Below are 19866 nucleotides of genomic sequence, written 5' to 3'. Positions count from 1 at the left end.
ATGGAGTTTCGTCACCTCGGCCGGTCCGGGATGCTCGTCAGCGAGATCTCGTACGGCAACTGGATCACCCACGGCTCGCAGGTCGAGGCGGAGCAGGCGACCGCCTGCGTGCACGCCGCCCTCGACCTCGGCATCACCACGTTCGACACCGCCGACGTCTACGCCGGCACCCGGGCGGAGGTCGTGCTCGGCGAGGCCCTGAAGGGGCAGCGCCGCGAGGGCCTGGAGATCTTCACCAAGGTCTACTGGCCGACTGGCCCGGGCCGCAACGACCGCGGCCTGTCACGGAAGCACATTCTCGAGTCGATCAACGGCTCGCTCCGTCGCCTGCAGACGGACTATGTCGACCTGTACCAGGCTCACCGGTACGACTACGCGACCCCGCTCGAGGAGACCATGGAGGCGTTCGCCGACGTGGTGCGCAGCGGCAAGGCGCACTACATCGGCGTCTCGGAGTGGCGGGCGGACGAGATCAAGGCCGCTCACGCACTCGCGCGCGAATTGAAGATCCAGCTGGTCTCCAACCAGCCGCAGTACTCGGCGCTGTACCGGGTCATCGAGGCGGAGGTCGTCCCGACGTCGCAGGAGCTCGGCATCGGCCAGATCGTGTGGTCGCCGCTGGCTCAGGGCGTCCTCACCGGCAAGTACCTGCCGGGCCAGCCGCCGCCGGCCGGGTCGCGGGCCACCGACGAGAAGTCGGGCGCCGGCTTCATCTCCACGCTGCTGCGCGACGAGGTGCTCACCGCGGTGCAGCAGCTCAAGCCGCTCGCCGAGCAGGCCGGGCTGACCATGGCGCAGCTGGGCGTCGCGTGGGTGCTGCAGAACCCGAACGTGTCCTCGGCGATCGTCGGGGCGACCCGCCCCGAGCAGCTGCAGGACAACGTGAAGGCGGCGGGCGTGAAGCTCGACACGGAGCTGCTCAAGCGGATCGACGAGGTGCTCGACCCGGTCGTGGAGCGCGACCCGGGCAAGACGCAGAGCCCCGCCAAGCGCCCCTGACCGGTTGAGGCGGGGCCGTTTCGACGGGTCCCTGACCGGTTGTGACGGGGGCCGCTGCGACGGTTCCTGATCGGTTGTGACGGGGGCCGTTTCGACGGCCCTCGTCTCACGACCAGAAGCGGAACAGGTTGAGACCGTCGCTGACGAGCTCCCTCGGCAGGCCGAGCACGTCACCGATGCCGAGCACGATGGTGAAGAACCACGCGTTGATCACCGGTGACCACAGCAGCGCGATCAGCAGCAGCATCCCGTACGGCGCGACGTGGTTGAACCCCCGCTGCCACTGCGGGCTCAGCCACGGGAAGAGCAGGTTGCCGCCGTCCACGCCGGGCATCGGCACGAAGTTGAGGATGCTCGCCGTCAGCTGCAGAAACGCCAGGAACGCCAGGGCGGCCCAGAACGCCTCGGTGCCGCCGTGGTCCATGCCCATCGCGAACGGCAGGACCAGCACGACGGCGAGGACCATGTTGGTGGCCGGCCCGACGAAGCTGATCAGGCTGTCCATGAACCGGCTGCGGATCACCGAGTGGTTGACCCACACGGCGCCGCCGGGCAGGCCGATGCCGCCGATCAGCAGGAACACCACCGGCAGCACGATGGACAGCAGCGGGTGGGCGTACTTCAGCGGATCGAGCGTCAGGTAGCCGCGGTGCGCCACGTCGTGGTCGCCGCCCTTGTACGCGACGAGGGCGTGCGCGTATTCGTGCAGGCACAGTGAGACCGTCCAGCCCGACGCGACGAACAGGAACACGTCGACCTGCTCGCTGCCGAACCCCGTCCAGGTCATCCAGCCGGAGACCGCGAACAGCGCGAGGATGCCGAGGAAGAGCGGGCTCGGCCGGAACGCCTCACGGGGCAGCCCCGCGACGCGCCCCGGCGACCGGCCGAAGGCCACCGTGTCAGCCCTCCGCCGCCGGCAGAAGGCTCATCTTGTACTCCGTGCGCTCGTCCTCGGTCAGGATCGCCGTCGTAGCGCCCTTGGCGACCAGCTCACGCCAGCTCTGGCCGAGCCAGGACTCCGCGTCGGACTGGCTGGAAAACGCCTCGTTCGGGCCGTCGACCGTCCGGCTCTCAGCGTCTTCGAACTGCCATGTCCACGCCATCAGTCACGCTCCCGTCCCAGGTAGGTAGTTTCGAGCGTATCGGCAAGACCGCGATGTGCCGATGCCGCCCACCGGAAAGTGAACCCCGGGCCATAAAGTACGGGGCATGCGGTTGCTGGTGCTCGGTGGAATCCGGTCCGGGAAGTCGGAAGTGGCGGAGTCGCTCGTCGCGGACGCGGAGCGGGTGCGCTATGTCGCGACCACGCCCGAGTTGCCGGGCGGACTGACCGATGAGGCGTGGTCGGCGCGGCTGGCCAGGCACCGGGAGCGACGGCCCGCGGGCTGGAGCACCGAGGAGATCGGCACCGAGCCGGAGCGCCTCGCGGACCTGCTGCACAGCGCGAAGCCCGAGGACGTGCTGCTCGTCGACGACCTCGGCGGGTGGCTCACCGCCGTGTTCGACACCGCCGGCGACTGGTCCGACGCGCACGCCGCGGACGGACGCATCGCCGCGCTCGCCGACGCCGTCCGCGGCTGCCCGGCGGCGCTGCTGGTCCTGGTCGCGCCCGAGGTCGGGCTCGCTGTGATGCCCGCCACTGAGGCCGGGCGCACCTTCGCCGACGCCAACGGGCTGCTCAACCAGCGGGTCGCGGCCGCCAGCGACGGGGTCGCCATGGTCGTCGCCGGGGAGGTCACCTGGCTGCGCGGCGGCGCCGGCGTCGGCTTCGCGGGCGGCCGGGAGGCCGCCGCCCCTGTCGTGGCCGCCGCGCCGTTCTCCTTCACCGGTGCGGTCGCCGGGGCGGTGCTGTCGACGGCCGACGGCGGCGAGGCCCTGTCGTTCCAGCCGGGCATGGAGCTGCCGCTGCCCGACGAGTCGACCGCGGCCGAGGCCGGCGAGCGACTGCTGACCCTCAAGCTCAACGGCGCCGGCCTGGGCGGGCTCGTGCCCGTCGTCCGCTTCGCCGGCGGCGCCCAGGGCCGGCCCGACCCGCGCCCGTGGCAGCAGCCGCGGATCCTGGTCCTGCGGGGCGACCGGACCGGCGGCTTCGCGGCCGGTGACTCGTCGGCGGCCGCCGACGAGCGCCTCCAGGACGTCGTGGAGGGCACCGGCACCCTGGCGATGCTCGCCGCCACCGCCGGCGCCAGCGTGCAGGCCATCGACTGCCCCGAGGCGGGCCCCGCCGAGCTGCACGACGCCCTCGACGACACCAGCGTCGACGCGGCGCTGACCCTCGGCTGGCGGCTCGCCGACGCCGCCGCCAACGAGGGTGTCGACCTGCTCGTCCTGGGCGCCTGCGGCTCCGGCTCCGACGCGGCCGCCGCGGCGATCGTGGCCGTCCTCACCGGCGGCGAGCCCGCCGCGCTGCTCGGCCGGGTCGTCGACGCGACCGGCTTCGTCGACGACGCCGCCTGGATCCGCAAGGTCGGCGCGATCCGCGACGCCCGGCACCGCATCCGCGCCCGCAGCCGCGAGCCGCACACGATCCTGTCGATGCTCGGCGGCGGCGACATCGCGGTCGCGACCGGCGTCCTGCTCGGCGCCGCGTCCCGCAAGCTGCCCGTCATGATCGACGGCCCGGTGGGCATCGCCGCCGGCCTGGTCGCCCGCGACTACGGCGCGCAGACCCGCCACTGGCTCCTCATGCCCGACCACGGCGAGAACCCGACGGTGAAGCTCGCCGCCGACGTGCTCGGCGTGACCCCGTTCCTGCAGCTCAAGCTCAGCCTCGGCGAAGGCGGCACGGCCCTGGCCACGCTGCCGCTGATCAACACGGCGCTCACCCTGGCCGCGGCGACCCCGCCCCGCGTGCCGGTTCCCGCCGATCCGCCCTCCGACGGCCTCACCGAGCAGGAGCGGATCGAGGCGGAGATCCAGCGGGTCGTCGCCGACTCCCCCACCGCCGAGATGCCGTACGTGAAACCGTCGTGGGAGGACTGAGGCTCGCCCTGACCCTCTTCACGATCGCCCCGCTGGGCGTGTCGCGGGTCGACCGGCCGGCGGCCCGCACGGCGATGGCCGTGGCTCCCCTGGTCGGCGTCATACTGGGAGTCGTACTGGCGGGCGCCGCCCTCGGGCTGCGCTCCGCGGGCGCGTCGCCCCTGCTGGCCGCGGCCGCGACGGTCGCCCTCGCCGCCGTCTGCACCCGCGCCCTCCACCTGGACGGCCTGGCGGACACGGCCGACGGCCTGGGCTCGTTCGCCCCGACCGACAGAGCCCTAGAAATCATGAAAAAATCGGACATCGGCCCTTTCGGCGTGGTGTCCATCGTGTCGGTGCTGCTGCTCGACACGGCCGCCCTGACCGGCATCCTGTCCCACCCGTGGCCGGCCGCCCTGACCATGATCGTCACCGGCGTCGCCGCGGGCCGCCTCGGCGCCACGATCGCCTGCCGCGCGGGCCTGCCGGCGGCGCGCCCCGAGGGCCTCGGCGCCCTGGTCGCCGCGACCCTCCCCCGCCCGCTGATCGCCACGGTCACCCTGCTGCTCGCCGCCGCCGCGGCCGGCCTGGCCACCACGACGGGCTTCACCGACCCGATCCGCGCCCCGCTCGCGGTTCTCCTGGCCGCCGCCACCGCCTGGTCCCTGACCCACCACACGAGACGCCGCCTCGGCGGCATCACCGGCGACGTGATCGGCGCCGCTGTGGAACTTGCCACAACGACCGCCTGGCTGGTCCTCGCCACCACCCCTTGACTGACTGACACCGACTGACTGACACCGCCGAGCGCTGGCGACGCTGCTCGCACGCCCCCCACCGTTGATCCAAGGACGAATCCGGCCGTGCGCACAGCCACGGCCATCCTTGGATCACGCCATCAGGACCAGCCCCCGCCACCACCCACCGCCGGCGGTTTGAGAACCACAGACGCAAGGACGGCGACGCGGCGATGGCACCTCCGCCCGCAGCCCTGCCGTCGACGCCCGCACGCCACCCGGAAACGCCTCATCAGCAGACGTTCGACTGCACGAACGGGGACTCCACGACGAAGACGGCCGGGCAACGGCCACGGACGTCCCGAGCGGCCTCAACATTGGCCGACGCTGGTGGCGCCGCTCGCACGCCACCCCCACCGTTGATCCAAGGACGGATCCGGCCGTGCGGACAGCCACGGCCGTCCTTGGATCACGCCACGAGGACCAGCGCCCGCCACCCACCGACCTACCCTCGGGCAAAGTGATGGCGTACCACCGCCGCCGGTGCGCGAGGACGGCGACGCGGCACGCCTCATCAGCGGACGTCCGACCGCACGAACTGGGGCTCCACGACGCAGACGGCCGGGCAACGGGCGCGGACATCCAGGGCGGCCTCGCCACCCTCCGGCACCCCTGCCGAGGTGTCGATGCTCCGGCACTCCTGTCTAAGTGTCGATGAGGGCCAAGCCGATGCCGACCTTACGGATCGGGGACGACGTGCCGCCTCGCCGCCGTCGCTGCCTGGGTCCTGGCCCAGCACGCCAGACCACTGCCTCAGCGGCGTCACCGGCGACGTGATCGGCGCCACTGTGGAACTTGCCACAACGACCGCCTGGCTGGTCCTCGCCACCACCCCCTGGCCCGGCCCCGCGCCGTCCTGTCGGCAACCGCCCCGCCGCTCAGGTGCGACGCGAGGCGGACGTCTCTCCGCAAACCGCTCGCCCCGCCGCTGAGGGGTGACGTGAAGCGGGCGACGCAAGGCGGGCGACGCAAGGCGGGCGTCTTTCGGGGCGACGCGGGGGCGGGCATCGCGCCGGGCTGTTGCGCGGGCGGGCGGGCGCGGGTAGGCGGGGTTAGGCGGCTGGTCGGGACAGGGCATGCGGTCACGGCGTCGTTGCTCGAATGGCGGGGAGGCGGGCCAGGCCGGTGTGTGCCTGCTCCGCTTTCTGCACCCTACTCCCACCATCCTAATTGATCTTCAGAAGCGGAGTCGATCAATCACGAAAGGCGATAACCGCTGCTCCGGGCGGGGCGTGCAATGGCAGTCCCGCCCGGAAGCAGTAGAGCGTCAGCGGACGTTGGACTTCACGAACGGGGGTCTCACGACGCGGACGGTGGAGCGGCGGCCGCGGACGTCCAGGGCGACCTCGTCACCCTCCGACACCCCGGCCGAGGTGTCGATGAGGGCCAGGCCGATGCCGACCTTGCGGGTCGGGGAGAACGTGCCGCTGGTCACCTCGCCGATCGGGGTGTCCCCGGAGGCCGGGAGAACGGCCATGTGGGCCCGGGGGATGCCGCGGTCCAGGGACTCGATGCCGAAGAGGAGGCGGCGCGGGCCGGCGGCCTTCTCGGCCAGCAGGGCGTCGCGGCCCCAGAACTGCTCCTTGCTCCAGCCGACGGCCCAGCCCGAGCGGGCCTGGACGGGGCTGATGTCCAGCGACAGGTCCTGGCCGTGCAGGGGGTACCCCATCTCGGTGCGCAGCGTGTCGCGGGCGGCGAGGCCGCACGGGCGGGCGCCGGCGGCGGTGATCGCGTCCCAGAGGGTGTGGGCGTCATGGGAGGGCACGACCAGCTCGTAGCCGTGTTCGCCGGTGTACCCCGTGCGGCACACCACGACGTCGCTGCCTTCGAAGGCCGAGACGGTGAAGCTCATGTAGTCGTGGCTCGTCGGCAGTCCGATGCCGGACAGCAGCTCCGCGGAGCGGGGGCCCTGCACGGCGAGGACGGCGAAGATCTCGTGCTGGTCGACGACGCTGATCCCGGTCGGGGCCGCGGCGACGAGCCGGCGGACGACCTCGGCGGTGTTGGCCGCGTTGGGGATGAGGAAGACGTCGTCGTCGCCGAAGCGGTACGCGATGAGGTCGTCGACCACGCCGCCGGATTCGTCGAGGCACAGGGTGTACTGCGCCTGACCTGCGGCGATACGGTTGAGGTCGTTGCTGAGGCAGCGGTTGACGAAGTCGGCGGCGCCGCGGCCGCGGACCCGGGCCTTGCCCAGGTGCGACACGTCGAACACGCCGGCGTCCTCCCGGACCGCTGCGTGCTCCTTGAGCACGCCGCCTCCGGCGTATTCCAGGGGCATCTCCCAGCCACCGAACGCCGCGAACTTGGCACCGAGCGCCGCATGGCGGTGATACAACGCGGGGTGCCGCAAGGGTTGCGTCATGCCCGCAACCTATCGCGTTGGTTATCGTGTCCAGCACCCGATTCGACGGCATGCTGAAGGTGCGGTACCGCCGCAACCGACGCTGACGCAGAACACACCAGTGATGTGGAGCCCGAGTGACCGCCCTGAACCTGGTCGACACCGACCCCGCCGAGCTCGCCGTCGACGCCGTGGTCGTCGGCGTGTACGCACACGACGGCGGTGATGCCAAGCTGCTGCTCGCCTCCGGAGCGGAGAGTGTCGCGGCGGCGTTCAGCGATCGGCCGGGTGGCGGGCTGGCCGAGACGCTGCGGATGCTCGGCGCGACCGGGGCGGTCGGCGAGGTGACGAAGGTCGCCGCGTTCGGCGCGGTGACGGCGCCGCTCGTGGTGGCGGTGGGGCTCGGGCCGGAGCCGGCGGGTGCCGCTCCCGCGGCGGAGACGCTGCGGCGGGCCGCCGGGTCGGCGACGCGCGCCCTGGCCGGGTCCACGTCGGTGGCGCTCGTGCTGCCGCTGTCGGACCGGGACCCGCTCACCGACGACGAGCTGACCGCGGGCGTGCGGGCCGTCGCCGAGGGCGCGGTGCTGGGGGCGTACCAGTTCGCCGGGTACAAGACGAAGGCGGTCCGCAAGGACCCGGTCCGCAAGGTGGTGCTGCACGTGCCCGACGCGGCGGCGCGCCTGGCGAAGGCGGCGGTGAAGCGGACCGGGACGGTGACCGCGGCCGTGACCCGGACCCGCGACTGGATCAACACCGCGCCGAACGAGCTGCGCCCGCCCCAGTTCGCCGCGCAGGCGAAGGAGGCCGCGGAGGCGGCGCAGCTGGACGTGACCGTCCTGGACGAGAAGGCTCTGGCGAAGCAGGGGTACGGCGGCATCCTCGCGGTCGGGCTCGGCTCGGCGGCGGCGCCGCGGCTGGTGCGGATCGCGTACGAGCCGGCGGGCGCGACGAGAAGGGTGGCGCTGATCGGCAAGGGCATCACGTTCGACACGGGCGGCGTGTCGATCAAGCCGGCGCAGGGCATGTGGGAGATGAAGTCCGACATGTCGGGTGCGGCGGCGGTCGTGTCGACGATGATCGCGATCGCGGCGCTGAAGCCGAAGGTCGCTGTCGTGGCGTACGCGCCGATGGCCGAGAACATGGCGTCCGGCAGCGCGTACCGGCCGGGCGACGTCGTGACGATGTACAACGGCCGCAAGGTCGAGGTGCTCAACACCGACGCCGAGGGCCGCATGATCCTCGGTGACGCGATCGCCCGGGCGTGCGAGGACGAGCCCGACTACCTGTTCGAGGTGTCGACGCTGACCGGCGGCCAGGTGATCGCGCTCGGCAAGCGGATCTCCGGGGTGATGGGCACGCCGGAGCTGTGCGAGCGGGTCCGCGCCGCGGGCGACCTGGCCGGCGAGCCGGCGTGGCCGATGCCGCTGCCGGAGGACGTCCGCAAGGGCATGGACTCCGAGGTCGCCGACATCTCGCAGGTCAACGCGGGCATGGACCGGGCGGGGCACATGCTGCAGGGCGGCGTGTTCCTGTCCGAGTTCGTCGCCGAGGGCGTCCAGTGGGCGCACATCGACATCGCCGGCCCCAGCTACCACTCCGGTGAGGCGTTCGGCTACTGGGCGAAGGGCGGCACCGGCGTGCCGGTGCGCACCCTGATCGGCCTGGTGGAGGAGATCGCCGCCGAGGCCTAGCCGGCAACGAGGAGACGCCGCCGAGAGCTGGTCGAGAGCTGAGAGCTGGCCAAGTGCTGGCCGAGCACTAGACGCGCTTGTTGCGGGCGTTGTAGTCGCGCATCCGCTGCGGGTACCCGACGAGCGCCACGTCGTAGATCGGCATGCTCAGCTTGTGGGCGAACTGGCGGGCCGCCTGCGGGTCGTCGACGCGGCGGCGGGTCCACTCGCCGTCGTGTGCGATCAGCAACAGTGTCGTTTCTGTCACTGCCGTGCGGGGCTCGATGAACCCTTCGACGCCCCGCCGGGACCGGACGAACTCCTCCAGGTGCCGCAGGTCCTCACGGTTGGCGGTGCGCCCACCTGCGGCGGTTCTGTTGCGGCGGAACCAGGCCACGATCCGTGCCCCTCCCCGTGACGATGCCGTGACGACCTCCCGCGAACGGGCACCCGGCGTACGACGTCGGGGCACCTACCGTCGCAGGCGGACAGCGGTGGTGACAAGATGGCCAAGGATCGTCATGCCATCACGGACCCAACCGGTCCGTGCATCACCTGGGAGAATTCGTGAGCGACCCACACGCCAACTCCTTCGACGTCCTGATCCTGGGCGGCGGCAGCGGCGGCTACGCGGCGGCGTTCCGCGCGGCGCAGCTCGGCCTGTCCGTCGGCCTGGTCGAGAAGGACAAGCTCGGCGGCACCTGCCTGCACCGCGGCTGCATCCCTACGAAGGCGCTGCTGCACGCAGGTGAGGTCGCCGACGCGGCCCGCGAGGCGGAGCAGTTCGGCGTCCAGGCGAAGTTCAACGGCGTCGACATGAAGGGGGTCAACGCCTACAAGGACGGTGTCATCACCAAGCTCTACAAGGGGCTGCAGGGCCTGGCGAAGGCCCGCAAGGTGACGCTGATCGAGGGCGAGGGCCGGCTCGTCGCCGCCGACACGGTCGAGGTGGCAGGCACGCGGTACAAGGGCAAGAACGTCGTCCTGGCGACGGGCTCCTACTCCAAGTCCCTGCCGGGCCTGGACGTCGACGGCGAGCGGGTGCTGACCAGCGAGCACGCCCTGGCCCTGGAGCACGTGCCGGCGTCGGCGGTGATCCTCGGCGGTGGCGTGATCGGCTGCGAGTTCGCCAGCGCGTGGAAGTCCTTCGGGGTGGACGTGACGATCGTCGAGGCCCTCCCGCGGCTCATCGCGGTCGAGGACGAGGCGAGCTCGAAGGCCCTGGAGCGGGCGTTCCGCAAGCGTGGGATCAAGTTCAAGACCGGCAAGCCGTTCGAGAAGGTCGAGCGCTCCGGCTCCGGCGTCAAGGTGACGATCCAGGGCGGCGAGACGATCGAGGCGGAGCTGCTGCTCGTCGCGGTCGGCCGCGGCCCGACGACGGCCGGCCTCGGCTACGAGGAGCAGGGCGTGAAGATGGAGCGCGGGTTCGTCATCACCGACGAGCGGCTGCGCACCAGCGTCCCCGGCGTCTACGCGGTCGGCGACATCGTGCCGGGTGTCCAGCTCGCGCACCGCGGCTTCCAGCAGGGCATCTTCGTCGCCGAGGAGATCGCCGGGCAGCACCCGCAGGTGATCGACGAGGCCGGCATCCCACGCGTCACGTACTCGGAGCCGGAGGTCGCCTCTGTCGGGCTCAACGAGTCGAAGGCCCGTGAGCTGCACGGCGACAAGATCGAGGTGCTGCAGTACGACCTGTCCGGCAACGGCAAGAGCCAGATCCTGAAGACCGCCGGCTTCGTGAAGCTGGTGCGGGTCAAGGACGGTCCCGTCGTCGGCGTCCACATGGTGGGCGCCCGGGTCAGCGAGCTGATCGGCGAAGGTCAGTTGATCTACAACTGGGAGGCCTTCCCGGGCGACGTCGCCCCGCTCGTGCACATGCACCCCACGCAGAACGAGGCCATCGGTGAGGCGTTCCTGGCGCTCGCCGGAAAGCCGCTGCACGTCCACTGATTCCATCTGGGACCCGACCGCCACAAGCACTGTTCGAGGAGACTGTTCATATGCCGGTATCGGTCACCATGCCCCGGTTGGGCGAGAGCGTCACTGAGGGCACCGTCACTCGCTGGTTGAAGCAGGAAGGCGACCAGGTCGAGGCCGACGAGCCGTTGCTCGAGGTCTCCACCGACAAGGTCGACACGGAGATCCCGTCACCGGCGGCCGGGGTGCTCACGCGCATCGTGGTGCAGGAGGACGAGACCGCGGAGGTCGGCGCCGAGCTCGCCGTCATCGGTGACGCCGGTGACGCGGGCGGTGCCGCCCCGGCCGAGGAGCCGGCCGCCGCCGAGGAGCCCGCTCAGGCGGAGGAGCCGGCCGCCCAGGCCGAGGCACCCCAGGCCGAGGCGCCCGCCGCGGAAGCGGCGTCGGGGGAGACCACGTCGCTGAAGATGCCGGCGCTGGGCGAGTCCGTCACCGAGGGCACCGTCACCCGCTGGCTCAAGCAGGTCGGCGACGCCGTCGAGGCCGACGAGCCGCTGCTCGAGGTCTCCACCGACAAGGTCGACACGGAGATCCCGTCGCCGGTCGCCGGCACGCTGCTGGAGATCAAGGTCGCCGAGGACGAGACCGTCGAGGTCGGCGCCGAGCTGGCCGTCATCGGCGCCCCGGGCGCGAGCGGTGGCGGCGCCCAGCCGGCGCAGCACGCCCCGGCCGAGGAGGCCCAGCCGGTGCAGCAGGCCCAGCCCGCCCAGCAGGTGGAGCAGCCCAAGCCGCCGGCCGAGCCCAAGCCGGAGCCGAAGCAGGCCGCCGCTCCCGCGCAGGCGGCCACCCCGGCTCCCGCGCAGCCGGCGCAGACCAAGCCGGCCGCGGCCGCTCCGGTCGCCGCGGGCCCGGCCACCTCGGTCGAGCCGAGCGCCAACGGCAAGGCCGAGGGCGACGCCGGGTACGTGACGCCGCTGGTCCGCAAGCTCGCCTCCGAGCACGGGGTCAACCTGGCGACGCTGTCCGGCACCGGGGTCGGCGGGCGCATCCGCAAGCAGGACGTCCTCGACGCCGCGGCCAAGGCCAAGCAGGCCGCGGAGGCCAAGCCGGCGGCGGCCCCGGCCGCGGAGCCCAGGGCGGCGGTCCCGGCGGCGAAGGCGGCGCCGAGCCCGCTGCGCGGCCAGACGCAGAAGCTGACCCGCATGCGCGCGCTCATCGCCCGCCGCATGGTCGAGTCGCTGCAGGTGTCGGCGCAGCTCACCACGGTCGTCGAGGTCGACGTCACCAAGGTGGCGAAGCTGCGGGCGAAGGCGAAGCAGCAGTTCCTCGACACGCACGGCGTGAAGCTGTCGTTCCTGCCGTTCTTCGCCCTCGCGGCGGTCGAGGCGCTGCGGGTCCACCCGTCGGTGAACTCCTCGATCGACCTGGAGGCGGGCACCGTCACGTACCACGACGCCGAGCACCTCGGCATGGCCGTCGACACCGAGAAGGGGCTCATCGTCCCGGTCATCCGCAACGCGGGCGACCTGAACCTCGGCGGCCTCGCCAAGCGGATCGCGGACGTGGCCGAGCGCACCCGCACCAACAAGCTGAACCCGGACGACATCACGGGCGGCACGTTCACGCTGACGAACACCGGCAGCCGCGGCGCCCTGTTCGACACGCCGATCATCAACCAGCCGCAGGTGGCGATCCTCGGCACCGGCGCGGTCGTGAAGCGTGCCGTCGTCGTCAACGACCCGGAGCTCGGCGAGATCATCGCGCCGCGGTCCATGGTGTACCTGGCGCTGTCCTACGACCACCGGATCGTCGACGGCGCCGACGCGGCCCGCTTCCTGACGACGGTCAAGGAGCGTCTCGAGGGCGGCAACTTCGAGGCCGACCTCGGCCTGTAACACCGCACGTGAAACAGGGGCGCCCAGTGGGCGCCCCTGTTTGTGGTTTGTGGGCGTCCGGTGGGCAAGATGAAGGGTATGCAGATCCTCATCGCGGGCGCGTCCGGGTTTCTCGGCGGGCGGCTCGTGCCGCACCTGCGCGCCGCCGGGCACCAGGTCACCCGGCTCGTGCGGCGGCCCGTCCGCGACCCGGGCGAGCTGCGCTGGGACCCGGCCGCCGGTCTGCTCGACGCGTCCGCCCTCGCCGGCAAGGACGCCGTCATCAACCTGGCCGGTGCCGGTGTCGGCGACCGGCGCTGGACCGAGCAGTACAAGCGGACCCTGCACACCAGTCGCGTCGACACCACCGGGACCCTCGCGAAGGCGATCGCCGCGGCCGGGCCGGACCGGCCGAAGGTGCTGCTGAACTCGTCCGCGGTCGGGTTCTACGGCGACACCGGCGACCGGGCCGTCGACGAGCAGTCACCGGCCGGTGAGGGGTTCCTCGCCGACCTGTGCCAGGTATGGGAGGCCGCGACCCGCCCGGCGGAGGACGCCGGGACGAGGGTCGCGCTGCTGCGCACCGGCCTGCCGCTCGCCCGTGACGGCGGGCTGCTGAAGCCGCTGTACCTGCAGTTCAAGCTGTTCGCCGGCGGGAGGATGGGCAGCGGCCGGCAGTACCTGCCGTGGATGTCGCTGCCGGACTGGCTGAACGCCGTCGAGTTCGTCCTCCAGCGGGACCTCGCCGGGCCGGTGAACCTCACCGGTCCCGAACCGGTCACCAACGCCGAGTTCTCCGCGGCCCTGGCGAAGGTGCTGCACCGGCCCAACCTGCTGCCGGTGCCCGGGTTCGCGTTGAAGGCGGCCGCCGGCGAGTTCGGCGGCGAGGCCCTGGCCAGCCAGCGGGTGCTGCCCGGGGTCCTGGTGCGCGAGGGTTTCCCGTTCGCGCACCGGACCGTCGAGGCGGCGCTTCAGCAGGCGGTGTCGGCGACGACGTAGAAGTTCGGGCCGGTCTGCTGCAGGCCGTGCGTGGTGAACACGTTGTAGAGGCCCATCGCCTGGTTGGACCCGTTGGCGTACACGTAGCCGCCGCTCTGGTGCGCCCGCCCGGCGGTGACGTGCGCATAGTTCGACGCCCGGACACAAGGACCGGCGGTCGGCGTGGGAGAAGCCGAAGGCGTCGCGGACGGCGAAGCGGTCGGCGAGCCCGTGGGGGTCACGCCGCCGTCGAGGCCCCAGTCGAGCGCCTGGTAGTAGGACGAGCAGATGGTGTCCTTGTAGTACGTGCCGGCCGTCCCGCACTGCGACGTGGCCGAGCCCGGGTCGACGGGCGTCGCGTGCGTCATGCCCTGCACCAGGTACACCTTGACCTTGTCGCCGTAGTTCGACAGGGACGTGCCGCCGGGCAGCGACGCGGTCGACGTCGGGGTCTGCGAGACGCCGAGGACGTTCGTCCACTGGTCGCGCAGCTCGGTCGCGTTCGCCGGGGCGACGGTCGTGTCCGACGTGCCGTGCCAGACCGACACCCGCGGGCGGGCGCCCGTGTAGCCGCTGTAGGCGTTGCGGACCAGGTCGCCCCAGGCCGCGGGGGTCTTGTCGACGCCCGGGTTCATGCAGCTGAAGGCGCTCGTCGTCGAGGTCGCGCAGCGGTACGGGATGCCGGCCATGATCGCGCCGCCGGCGAAGACGTCCGGGTACGTGGCGAGCATCACGGCGGTCATGGCGGCACCGGCGGACAGGCCCGTCACGTACACCCGGCCGCGGTTGACCTGGTAGTTGGTGGCGGCGTAGTCGACCATCTGCTTCACGGACAGCGCCTCGCCGGAGCCGCGGGCCGTGTCGCCGGTCTCGAACCAGTTGAAGCAGCTGGAGCTGTTGTTCGCGGACTTCTGCTCCGGCAGGACCAGGGCGAAGCGCCACAGGTCCGCGTACTTGCGCCAGCCGGCGTTGGTGAAGTAGTCGGTGGCGTTCTGGGTGCAGCCGTGCATGGCGACGACCAGCGGCGCGTTCGCCGGCAGGCCGTCGGGCCGGTAGCTGTACATGGTGAGGTTGCCGGGGTTGGAGCCGAAGCTCGGCACCGCGGTCAGCGACGCGGCGTAGGCGGGGGTGGACACGACGGTCAGGCCGGCGGCGGTCGCCACGGCGGCGATCACGGGCAGCATGAAGCGCAACCAGCGGGGCATGGCGGTGCCCTTCCTCTCGGGGATGCCCACGCTAGGTGTGACGCTTCACGCACCACTATGTCCGTTGTCCACACATTCCAGCCCCGGTCGGCGTGCGGGTGCTGGCGTTACGCTGAGGCGTGACCAGCATTCTGGGTTTTGAGGTTGTACGGGCCGGCCTGGTCGACTACGAGACGGCCCTGGCCGAGCAGCGGCGGATCCATGAGGCCGTCGCGACCGGCGCCGCGCCCGACACGGTGCTGCTGCTGGAGCACCCGAGCGTCTACACGGCGGGCAAGCGGACCGAGCCCGCGGACCGCCCGTTCGACGGCACCCCGGTCATCGACGTCGACCGCGGCGGCAAGATCACCTGGCACGGCCCGGGGCAGCTGGTGGGCTACCCGATCGTCAAGCTGCCCGACCCGATCGACGTCGTGGCGTACGTGCGCCGCATGGAGCAGGTCCTGATCGACGTCTGTGCCGAGTTCGGCCTGGCCACGGTCCGGGTCGAGGGGCGCAGCGGGGTGTGGGTCGCCGCCGACGAGCGCGGGCCGGACCGCAAGATCGCCGCGATCGGGATCCGGGTCGCCCGGGGGGTGACGCTGCACGGGTTCGCCATCAACGCCGACTGTGACCTGTCCCGCTACGACATCTTCGTCCCGTGCGGCATCCGCGACGCGGGCGTGACGTCGCTGTCGGCCGAGCTGGGCCGCGACGTCACGGTCGACGAGGTCCTGCCGGTGGTCGAGCGGCACCTCGCGACGCTGCACCAGGGCTGAGGCCGGCGGCGGGCCTGGCCGGCACCGGGCAGGCCCGCCGGACATCGACGGGGTCGCGCTCCCGGCATAGACCATCGACGTGTCGTGGAGCGCCACGGATGCGTGATCGCCGGGTGTACGGACCGGGAACCCTCGTGGACGTGACGTCAATCGCGTTCCCGTCGGCTGGGCTGGCCTCGGGCGTAGGCTTTCCCGTGTGACTGCCGTTGTTCCGGAAGGCCGTCGTCTGCTGCGCATCGAAGCGCGAAACGCGGAGACGCCGATTGAGCGCAAGCCGCCGTGGATCAAGGTCTCCGCGAAGATGGGGCCTGAGTACACGCACCTGCGAGGCCTCGTGCAACGCGAGGGCCTCCACACGGTGTGCCAGGAGGCCGGCTGTCCCAACATCTACGAGTGCTGGGAAGACCGCGAGGCGACGTTCCTCATCGGCGGTGACCAGTGCACCCGGCGGTGCGACTTCTGCCAGATCGACACCGGCAAGCCCGCCGAGTTCGACGCCGACGAGCCGCGCCGGGTCGCCGAGTCGGTGGCGACGATGGGCCTGCGCTACGCGACGGTGACCGGTGTCGCCCGCGACGACCTGCCCGACGGTGGCGCCTGGCTCTACGCGGAGACCGTCCGGCAGATCCACGGCCTGGTCGACGGCTGCGGCGTGGAGCTGCTCATCCCCGACTTCAACGGCGAGCCGAAGCTGCTCGGCGAGGTCTTCGAGGCCGGCCCCGAGGTGCTCGCGCACAACGTGGAGACCGTCCCGCGGATCTTCAAGCGGATCCGTCCCGCGTTCCGCTACGAGCGGTCCCTCGACGTGATCACGCAGGCCCGCACCGCCGGTCTCGTCACCAAGTCCAACCTGATCCTCGGCATGGGCGAGGAGCGGGCCGAGGTCACCCAGGCGCTGCGCGACCTGCACGACGCCGGCTGCGAGCTGGTGACGATCACGCAGTACCTGCGGCCGACGCCGCGGCACCACCCGGTGGAGCGCTGGGTGAAGCCCGAGGAGTTCGTGGAGCTGCGCGAGGAGGCTGAGCAGATCGGCTTCGCCGGCGTGCTCAGCGGGCCGCTGGTGCGCTCGTCGTACCGCGCCGGCCGCCTGTACCGGCAGGCCCTGGACAGCCGCGCGCTGAAGGCGTGACGGCTGGGCGCTGACGGTGTGGCGGCCGGGCGCTGAAGGTGTCGGTGGTTCCCACTAGAGTGGGAGGTATGGCAAAGGCCCAGGAGCCGGAGAAGGTCTCCTTCTTCACGCGGCTCAAGCAGATCGGCATGGTGTTCTCGTTCACCGCCAAGCGGGACAAGCTCTTCGTCCCGCTGGTCCTGGTGGTGGTCCTCGTGCCGCTCATCGCCGTCGGCGTGGCCATCGGCCTCGGCGTGTCCTGGGTGTGGGCGCCGATCGGCGTCCTGGCCGCGCTGCTGGGCACCGTCATCGTGCTCAACCTGCGCTCACAGAAGGCCATGATGCGCGAGGCCGAGGGGCAGCCGGGCGCGGCCGCCTCGATCATCGAGAACATGCGCGGCGACTGGCGGGTCACGCCCGCGATCGTCTCCACGACGCAGTTCGACATGGTGCACCTGGTCATCGGCCGGCCCGGCGTGATCCTCCTCGGCGAGGGCAACCCGAGCCGGGTCCGCGGCCTGATCAACCAGGAGCGCCGCCGCCTGGTGAAGGTCATCGGCAACGCGGACCTGCGCGACTTCGTGATCGGCAACGAGGAGGGTCAGCTGCCCCTCGCGAAGCTGCGCAACACGCTGGTCCGGCTGCCGCGCACGATCACCGGCAAGGACGTCAACGCGCTCGACAAGCGGCTCACGGCCCTGTCCGCGCGCCCGCAGATGCCGCGCGGCGCGATGCCGAAGAACATGAAGCCCCCGAAGGGCGCGTTCAAGGCGATGCGCGGCCGCTGAAAAGCGTTACGAAGCCGCCGGCTGGGTGCTCACGACCCACGAGCCGGCGGCTTTGTCGTGCAGCCCCCGGCCGTCCTTGTCCATGATCAGCGCCGGCACGAACAGCAGCAGCAACACGCCGCGCAGGATCGCCCGGGGCACGCCGATCGGGCCGCCTGTGGCCATTGACACACACCGGATGCGCATCAGCCGCATCCCGAGGGTCTGGGCGAAGAAGCCGAGGAACAGCCCGTACACCACCAGCAGCAGCCCCGGCGCGAGCCACGGCGCCTCGACCGGATCCGCGAACGCCCTGCTGATGAGCAGGCACAACAGCCAGTCGACGAAGATCGCGCCGAAGCGCCTGGACAGCGATGCCGCGGTGAGCTCCACGGCGGGCCAGCCTACCGGGCGTCTCACGGGTCGCCGTTCAGCGAATCCCCCACGGCGAAACACAGCGGAAACAATCGAGACATGCCTGGGCAATCGCGCGGTTCTACGGTCGCCTCCAACCAGCCACCTTCACACTGAAGTGATCACCACGAGACTGGTACTGCCTGCGACCTGGAGGACGAGTGTTCGCCAATTCTGACGAGCTGCTGCGATACGTGAAGGACGAGGGCGTCCGCTTCGTCGACATTCGCTTCTGCGACCTGCCGGGCGTCATGCAGCACTTCAATGTCCCCGCCGAGGCGTTCGACGAGAGCGTGTTCAGCGACGGTCTCGCGTTCGACGGTTCGTCCATCCGTGGCTTCCAGGCGATCCACGAGTCGGACATGATGCTGCTGCCCGACCCGACGTCCGCCTTCATCGACCCGTTCCGGATCGAGAAGACCCTGGCGCTCAACTTCTTCATCCACGACCCGTTCACGCGTGAGGCCTACTCGCGTGACCCGCGCAACGTGGCGAAGAAGGCCGAGGCGTACCTCGCGTCGAGCGGCATCGCCGACACCGCCTACTTCGGCCCCGAGGCCGAGTTCTACATCTTCGACTCGATCCGGCACGAGACGTCAGCCAACCAGGCCTACTACTACATCGACTCGGTCGAGGGCTGGTGGAACTCCGGCAAGGACGAGCCGGGCGGCAACCGCGGTTACAAGACCGCCTACAAGGGTGGCTACTTCCCGGTCCCGCCGGTCGACCACTACGCCGACCTGCGTGACCAGATCGTCCAGCGCCTCCTCGGCGCCGGCTTCGTCGTCGAGCGCTCGCACCACGAGGTCGGCACCGCCGGCCAGGCCGAGATCAACTACCGCTTCGGCACGCTGCTGCAGGCCGCCGACCAGCTCCAGCTCTTCAAGTACATCGTGAAGAACACCGCCTGGGCTGCCGGCAAGACCGCGACCTTCATGCCGAAGCCGCTCTTCGGCGACAACGGCTCCGGCATGCACACCCACCAGTCCCTCTGGCTGGGTGGCGAGCCGCTGTTCTACGACGAGGCCGGCTACGGCGGCCTGTCGGACACGGCCCGCTGGTACATCGGCGGCCTCCTGCACCACGCGCCGTCGCTGCTGGCCTTCACCAACCCGACGGTCAACTCCTACCGTCGCCTGGTCCCCGGCTACGAGGCCCCGGTCAACCTGGTCTACTCGCAGCGCAACCGCTCCGCGTGCACCCGCATCCCGGTCACCGGCACCAACGCCAAGGCCAAGCGCGTCGAGTTCCGCGTCCCGGACCCGTCGGCCAACGTCTACCTGGCCTTCGCGTCCATGCTGATGGCCGGCCTGGACGGCATCAAGAACAAGATCGAGCCGCCGGCCCCGATCGACAAGGACCTCTACGACCTCCCGCCGGAGGAGGTCGCCAACGTCCGGCAGGTCCCCGCCTCGCTCGACGAGGTCCTCGACACCCTCGAGGGCGACCACGGCTTCCTCCTCGAGGGCGGCGTGTTCACCCAGGACCTGATCGACACCTGGATCTCCTACAAGCGCGCCAACGAGGTCGACCCGGTCCGCCTGCGCCCGACCCCGCACGAGTTCGCCATGTACTACGACGTGTGATGTAGCGTCAGCGCTCTGATCCGGTTCTCGACCCGCTGCCAAACTCGCGGGAACAGACCCGGCACGACGCACGCAACGGCGGTCATGCCCGGCTCACAGCCGGCGTGACCGCCGTTTCGCGTCTCCAGGTACCCCTACCTACCCCCTCCGGCGAGCGAACGGATGCAGCCTGCCCGCTCACGCATGTCCGTGCCGAGGGTGATCACCTGCGCGAGCGGCCAAACCCCGGCCGGACGTCTTGCGGCTTTCCGCCCCCGACCGACCAGCCGCCAGCACGGCCAGGGCGGGGCGGCTCCGGCTGGACGAGGGGGTTCCGGCTGGACGGAGAGTTCAGCCGGCGCGGGTATCGGCGACCCGGCCGACGGCTTCGAGGTCGTCGACAGTAATCCCGACCGGCGGCGGCGAGTCCGTCGAGGGCGATCCCGACCCGGCGGCGAGTCCGTCGAGGGCGATCCCGACCCGGCGGCGAGTCCGTCGAGGGCGAT

17 protein-coding genes are annotated in these 19866 nt (G+C 71.5%); 11 read left to right on the top strand and 6 right to left on the bottom strand.

Annotated features, from left to right (window positions below):
* On the top strand, positions 1–999 hold the full coding sequence (locus ACFY3L_RS10880) for an aldo/keto reductase family protein (RefSeq protein ID WP_389321466.1): 999 nt from the start codon (positions 1–3) through the stop codon (positions 997–999).
* Between the two features lie 106 nt (positions 1000–1105).
* On the opposite strand, the gene ACFY3L_RS10875 is transcribed toward ACFY3L_RS10880, so the two are convergent.
* Together ACFY3L_RS10875 and ACFY3L_RS10870 are read right to left on the bottom strand one after the other, a co-directional pair.
* A complete protein-coding gene (locus tag ACFY3L_RS10875; protein WP_389321464.1) occupies positions 1106–1894 on the bottom strand; it encodes a site-2 protease family protein in 789 nt (262 codons plus the stop codon).
* 4 nt (positions 1895–1898) lie between these two features.
* Positions 1899–2102 (bottom strand): hypothetical protein, encoded by a 204-nt coding sequence (locus ACFY3L_RS10870; protein WP_389321462.1) that lies wholly within the window; start codon positions 2100–2102, stop codon positions 1899–1901.
* Positions 2103–2208: 106 nt separating this feature from the next.
* Between ACFY3L_RS10870 and ACFY3L_RS10865 the strand changes: the two genes are divergently transcribed.
* Both ACFY3L_RS10865 and ACFY3L_RS10860 read left to right on the top strand, forming a co-directional pair.
* Positions 2209–3981, top strand: coding sequence for a bifunctional adenosylcobinamide kinase/adenosylcobinamide-phosphate guanylyltransferase (locus ACFY3L_RS10865; protein ID WP_389321460.1), 1773 nt, complete (start codon positions 2209–2211; stop codon positions 3979–3981).
* On the top strand, positions 3969–4736 hold the full coding sequence (locus ACFY3L_RS10860) for an adenosylcobinamide-GDP ribazoletransferase (protein WP_389321458.1): 768 nt from the start codon (positions 3969–3971) through the stop codon (positions 4734–4736). Before ACFY3L_RS10865 ends, ACFY3L_RS10860 begins: the two co-directional genes overlap by 13 nt.
* 1288 nt (positions 4737–6024) lie before the next feature.
* Here ACFY3L_RS10860 and gcvT read toward each other — a convergent pair.
* Entirely contained in the window at positions 6025–7122 is a 1098-nt protein-coding gene (gene gcvT / locus ACFY3L_RS10855) for a glycine cleavage system aminomethyltransferase GcvT (RefSeq protein ID WP_389321456.1), read from the bottom strand.
* A 116-nt stretch (positions 7123–7238) separates the two neighbouring features.
* Between gcvT and ACFY3L_RS10850 the strand changes: the two genes are divergently transcribed.
* Entirely contained in the window at positions 7239–8792 is a 1554-nt protein-coding gene (locus ACFY3L_RS10850; RefSeq protein WP_389321454.1) for a leucyl aminopeptidase, read from the top strand.
* A gap of 67 nt (positions 8793–8859) precedes the next feature.
* On the opposite strand, the gene ACFY3L_RS10845 is transcribed toward ACFY3L_RS10850, so the two are convergent.
* Positions 8860–9168, bottom strand: a complete 309-nt coding sequence (locus ACFY3L_RS10845; protein ID WP_389321452.1) for a hypothetical protein — start codon at positions 9166–9168, stop codon at positions 8860–8862.
* Between the two features lie 170 nt (positions 9169–9338).
* On the opposite strand from ACFY3L_RS10845, the gene lpdA reads away from it, so the two are divergent.
* From lpdA to ACFY3L_RS10830, 3 genes are all read left to right on the top strand, one after another.
* Positions 9339–10721: a dihydrolipoyl dehydrogenase gene (lpdA, locus tag ACFY3L_RS10840; RefSeq protein ID WP_389321450.1), complete on the top strand. Its 1383-nt coding sequence runs from the start codon at positions 9339–9341 to the stop codon at positions 10719–10721.
* 50 nt (positions 10722–10771) lie between these two features.
* Complete coding sequence (sucB, locus tag ACFY3L_RS10835; protein ID WP_389321448.1) at positions 10772–12583, top strand: 2-oxoglutarate dehydrogenase, E2 component, dihydrolipoamide succinyltransferase; 1812 nt, start codon at positions 10772–10774, stop codon at positions 12581–12583.
* Between the two features lie 78 nt (positions 12584–12661).
* Positions 12662–13561, top strand: coding sequence for a TIGR01777 family oxidoreductase (locus ACFY3L_RS10830; protein ID WP_389321446.1), 900 nt, complete (start codon positions 12662–12664; stop codon positions 13559–13561).
* Here ACFY3L_RS10830 and ACFY3L_RS10825 read toward each other — a convergent pair.
* Positions 13534–14745 (bottom strand): PHB depolymerase family esterase, encoded by a 1212-nt coding sequence (locus ACFY3L_RS10825; RefSeq protein ID WP_389321444.1) that lies wholly within the window; start codon positions 14743–14745, stop codon positions 13534–13536. The genes ACFY3L_RS10830 and ACFY3L_RS10825 overlap by 28 nt on opposite strands.
* Positions 14746–14864: 119 nt before the next feature.
* On the opposite strand from ACFY3L_RS10825, the gene lipB reads away from it, so the two are divergent.
* The 3 genes from lipB (at position 14865) to ACFY3L_RS10810 (ending at position 17402) form a co-directional block, all read left to right on the top strand.
* Positions 14865–15503 carry a lipoyl(octanoyl) transferase LipB gene (gene lipB, locus ACFY3L_RS10820; RefSeq protein WP_389321442.1) on the top strand — a complete coding sequence of 213 codons (639 nt, stop codon included), beginning with the start codon at positions 14865–14867 and terminating at the stop codon, positions 15501–15503.
* 196 nt (positions 15504–15699) lie between these two features.
* The gene (gene lipA, locus ACFY3L_RS10815) at positions 15700–16635 is read left to right on the top strand and encodes a lipoyl synthase (protein ID WP_344506230.1); all 936 of its coding nucleotides are present in this window, start codon (positions 15700–15702) and stop codon (positions 16633–16635) included.
* A gap of 68 nt (positions 16636–16703) precedes the next feature.
* Entirely contained in the window at positions 16704–17402 is a 699-nt protein-coding gene (locus tag ACFY3L_RS10810; RefSeq protein WP_389321440.1) for a DUF4191 domain-containing protein, read from the top strand.
* Between the two features lie 6 nt (positions 17403–17408).
* Here the strand turns inward: ACFY3L_RS10810 and ACFY3L_RS10805 are convergent, their stop codons facing one another.
* Complete coding sequence (locus ACFY3L_RS10805) at positions 17409–17774, bottom strand: RDD family protein (RefSeq protein ID WP_389321438.1); 366 nt, start codon at positions 17772–17774, stop codon at positions 17409–17411.
* A gap of 182 nt (positions 17775–17956) precedes the next feature.
* Here ACFY3L_RS10805 and glnA point away from each other — a divergent pair, with 182 nt between their 5' ends.
* Positions 17957–19381 (top strand): type I glutamate--ammonia ligase, encoded by a 1425-nt coding sequence (gene glnA, locus ACFY3L_RS10800; protein ID WP_389321436.1) that lies wholly within the window; start codon positions 17957–17959, stop codon positions 19379–19381.
* The last annotated feature ends 485 nt before the right edge of the window (positions 19382–19866 follow it).

It is taken from the genome of Dactylosporangium sp. NPDC000521 (assembly GCF_042898305.1).
Classification (GTDB): domain Bacteria; phylum Actinomycetota; class Actinomycetes; order Mycobacteriales; family Micromonosporaceae; genus Dactylosporangium.
The sequence above is the reverse complement of the archived record's forward strand: the minus strand, read 5'-3'. Positions and strand labels throughout refer to the sequence as shown.

Excerpts from the sequence above, each read along its gene's own strand:
- ACFY3L_RS10825 (WP_389321444.1), bottom strand. The coding sequence starts at position 14,745 with ATGCCCCGCTGGTTGCGCTTCATGCTGCCCGTGATCGCCGCCGTGGCG.
- ACFY3L_RS10880 (WP_389321466.1), top strand. The coding sequence starts at position 1 with ATGGAGTTTCGTCACCTCGGCCGGTCCGGGATGCTCGTCAGCGAGATC.
- ACFY3L_RS10810 (WP_389321440.1), top strand. The coding sequence starts at position 16,704 with ATGGCAAAGGCCCAGGAGCCGGAGAAGGTCTCCTTCTTCACGCGGCTC.
- ACFY3L_RS10870 (WP_389321462.1), bottom strand. The coding sequence starts at position 2,102 with ATGGCGTGGACATGGCAGTTCGAAGACGCTGAGAGCCGGACGGTCGAC.
- sucB (WP_389321448.1), top strand. The coding sequence starts at position 10,772 with ATGCCGGTATCGGTCACCATGCCCCGGTTGGGCGAGAGCGTCACTGAG.
- gcvT (WP_389321456.1), bottom strand. The coding sequence starts at position 7,122 with ATGACGCAACCCTTGCGGCACCCCGCGTTGTATCACCGCCATGCGGCG.
- ACFY3L_RS10830 (WP_389321446.1), top strand. The coding sequence starts at position 12,662 with ATGCAGATCCTCATCGCGGGCGCGTCCGGGTTTCTCGGCGGGCGGCTC.
- ACFY3L_RS10865 (WP_389321460.1), top strand. The coding sequence starts at position 2,209 with ATGCGGTTGCTGGTGCTCGGTGGAATCCGGTCCGGGAAGTCGGAAGTG.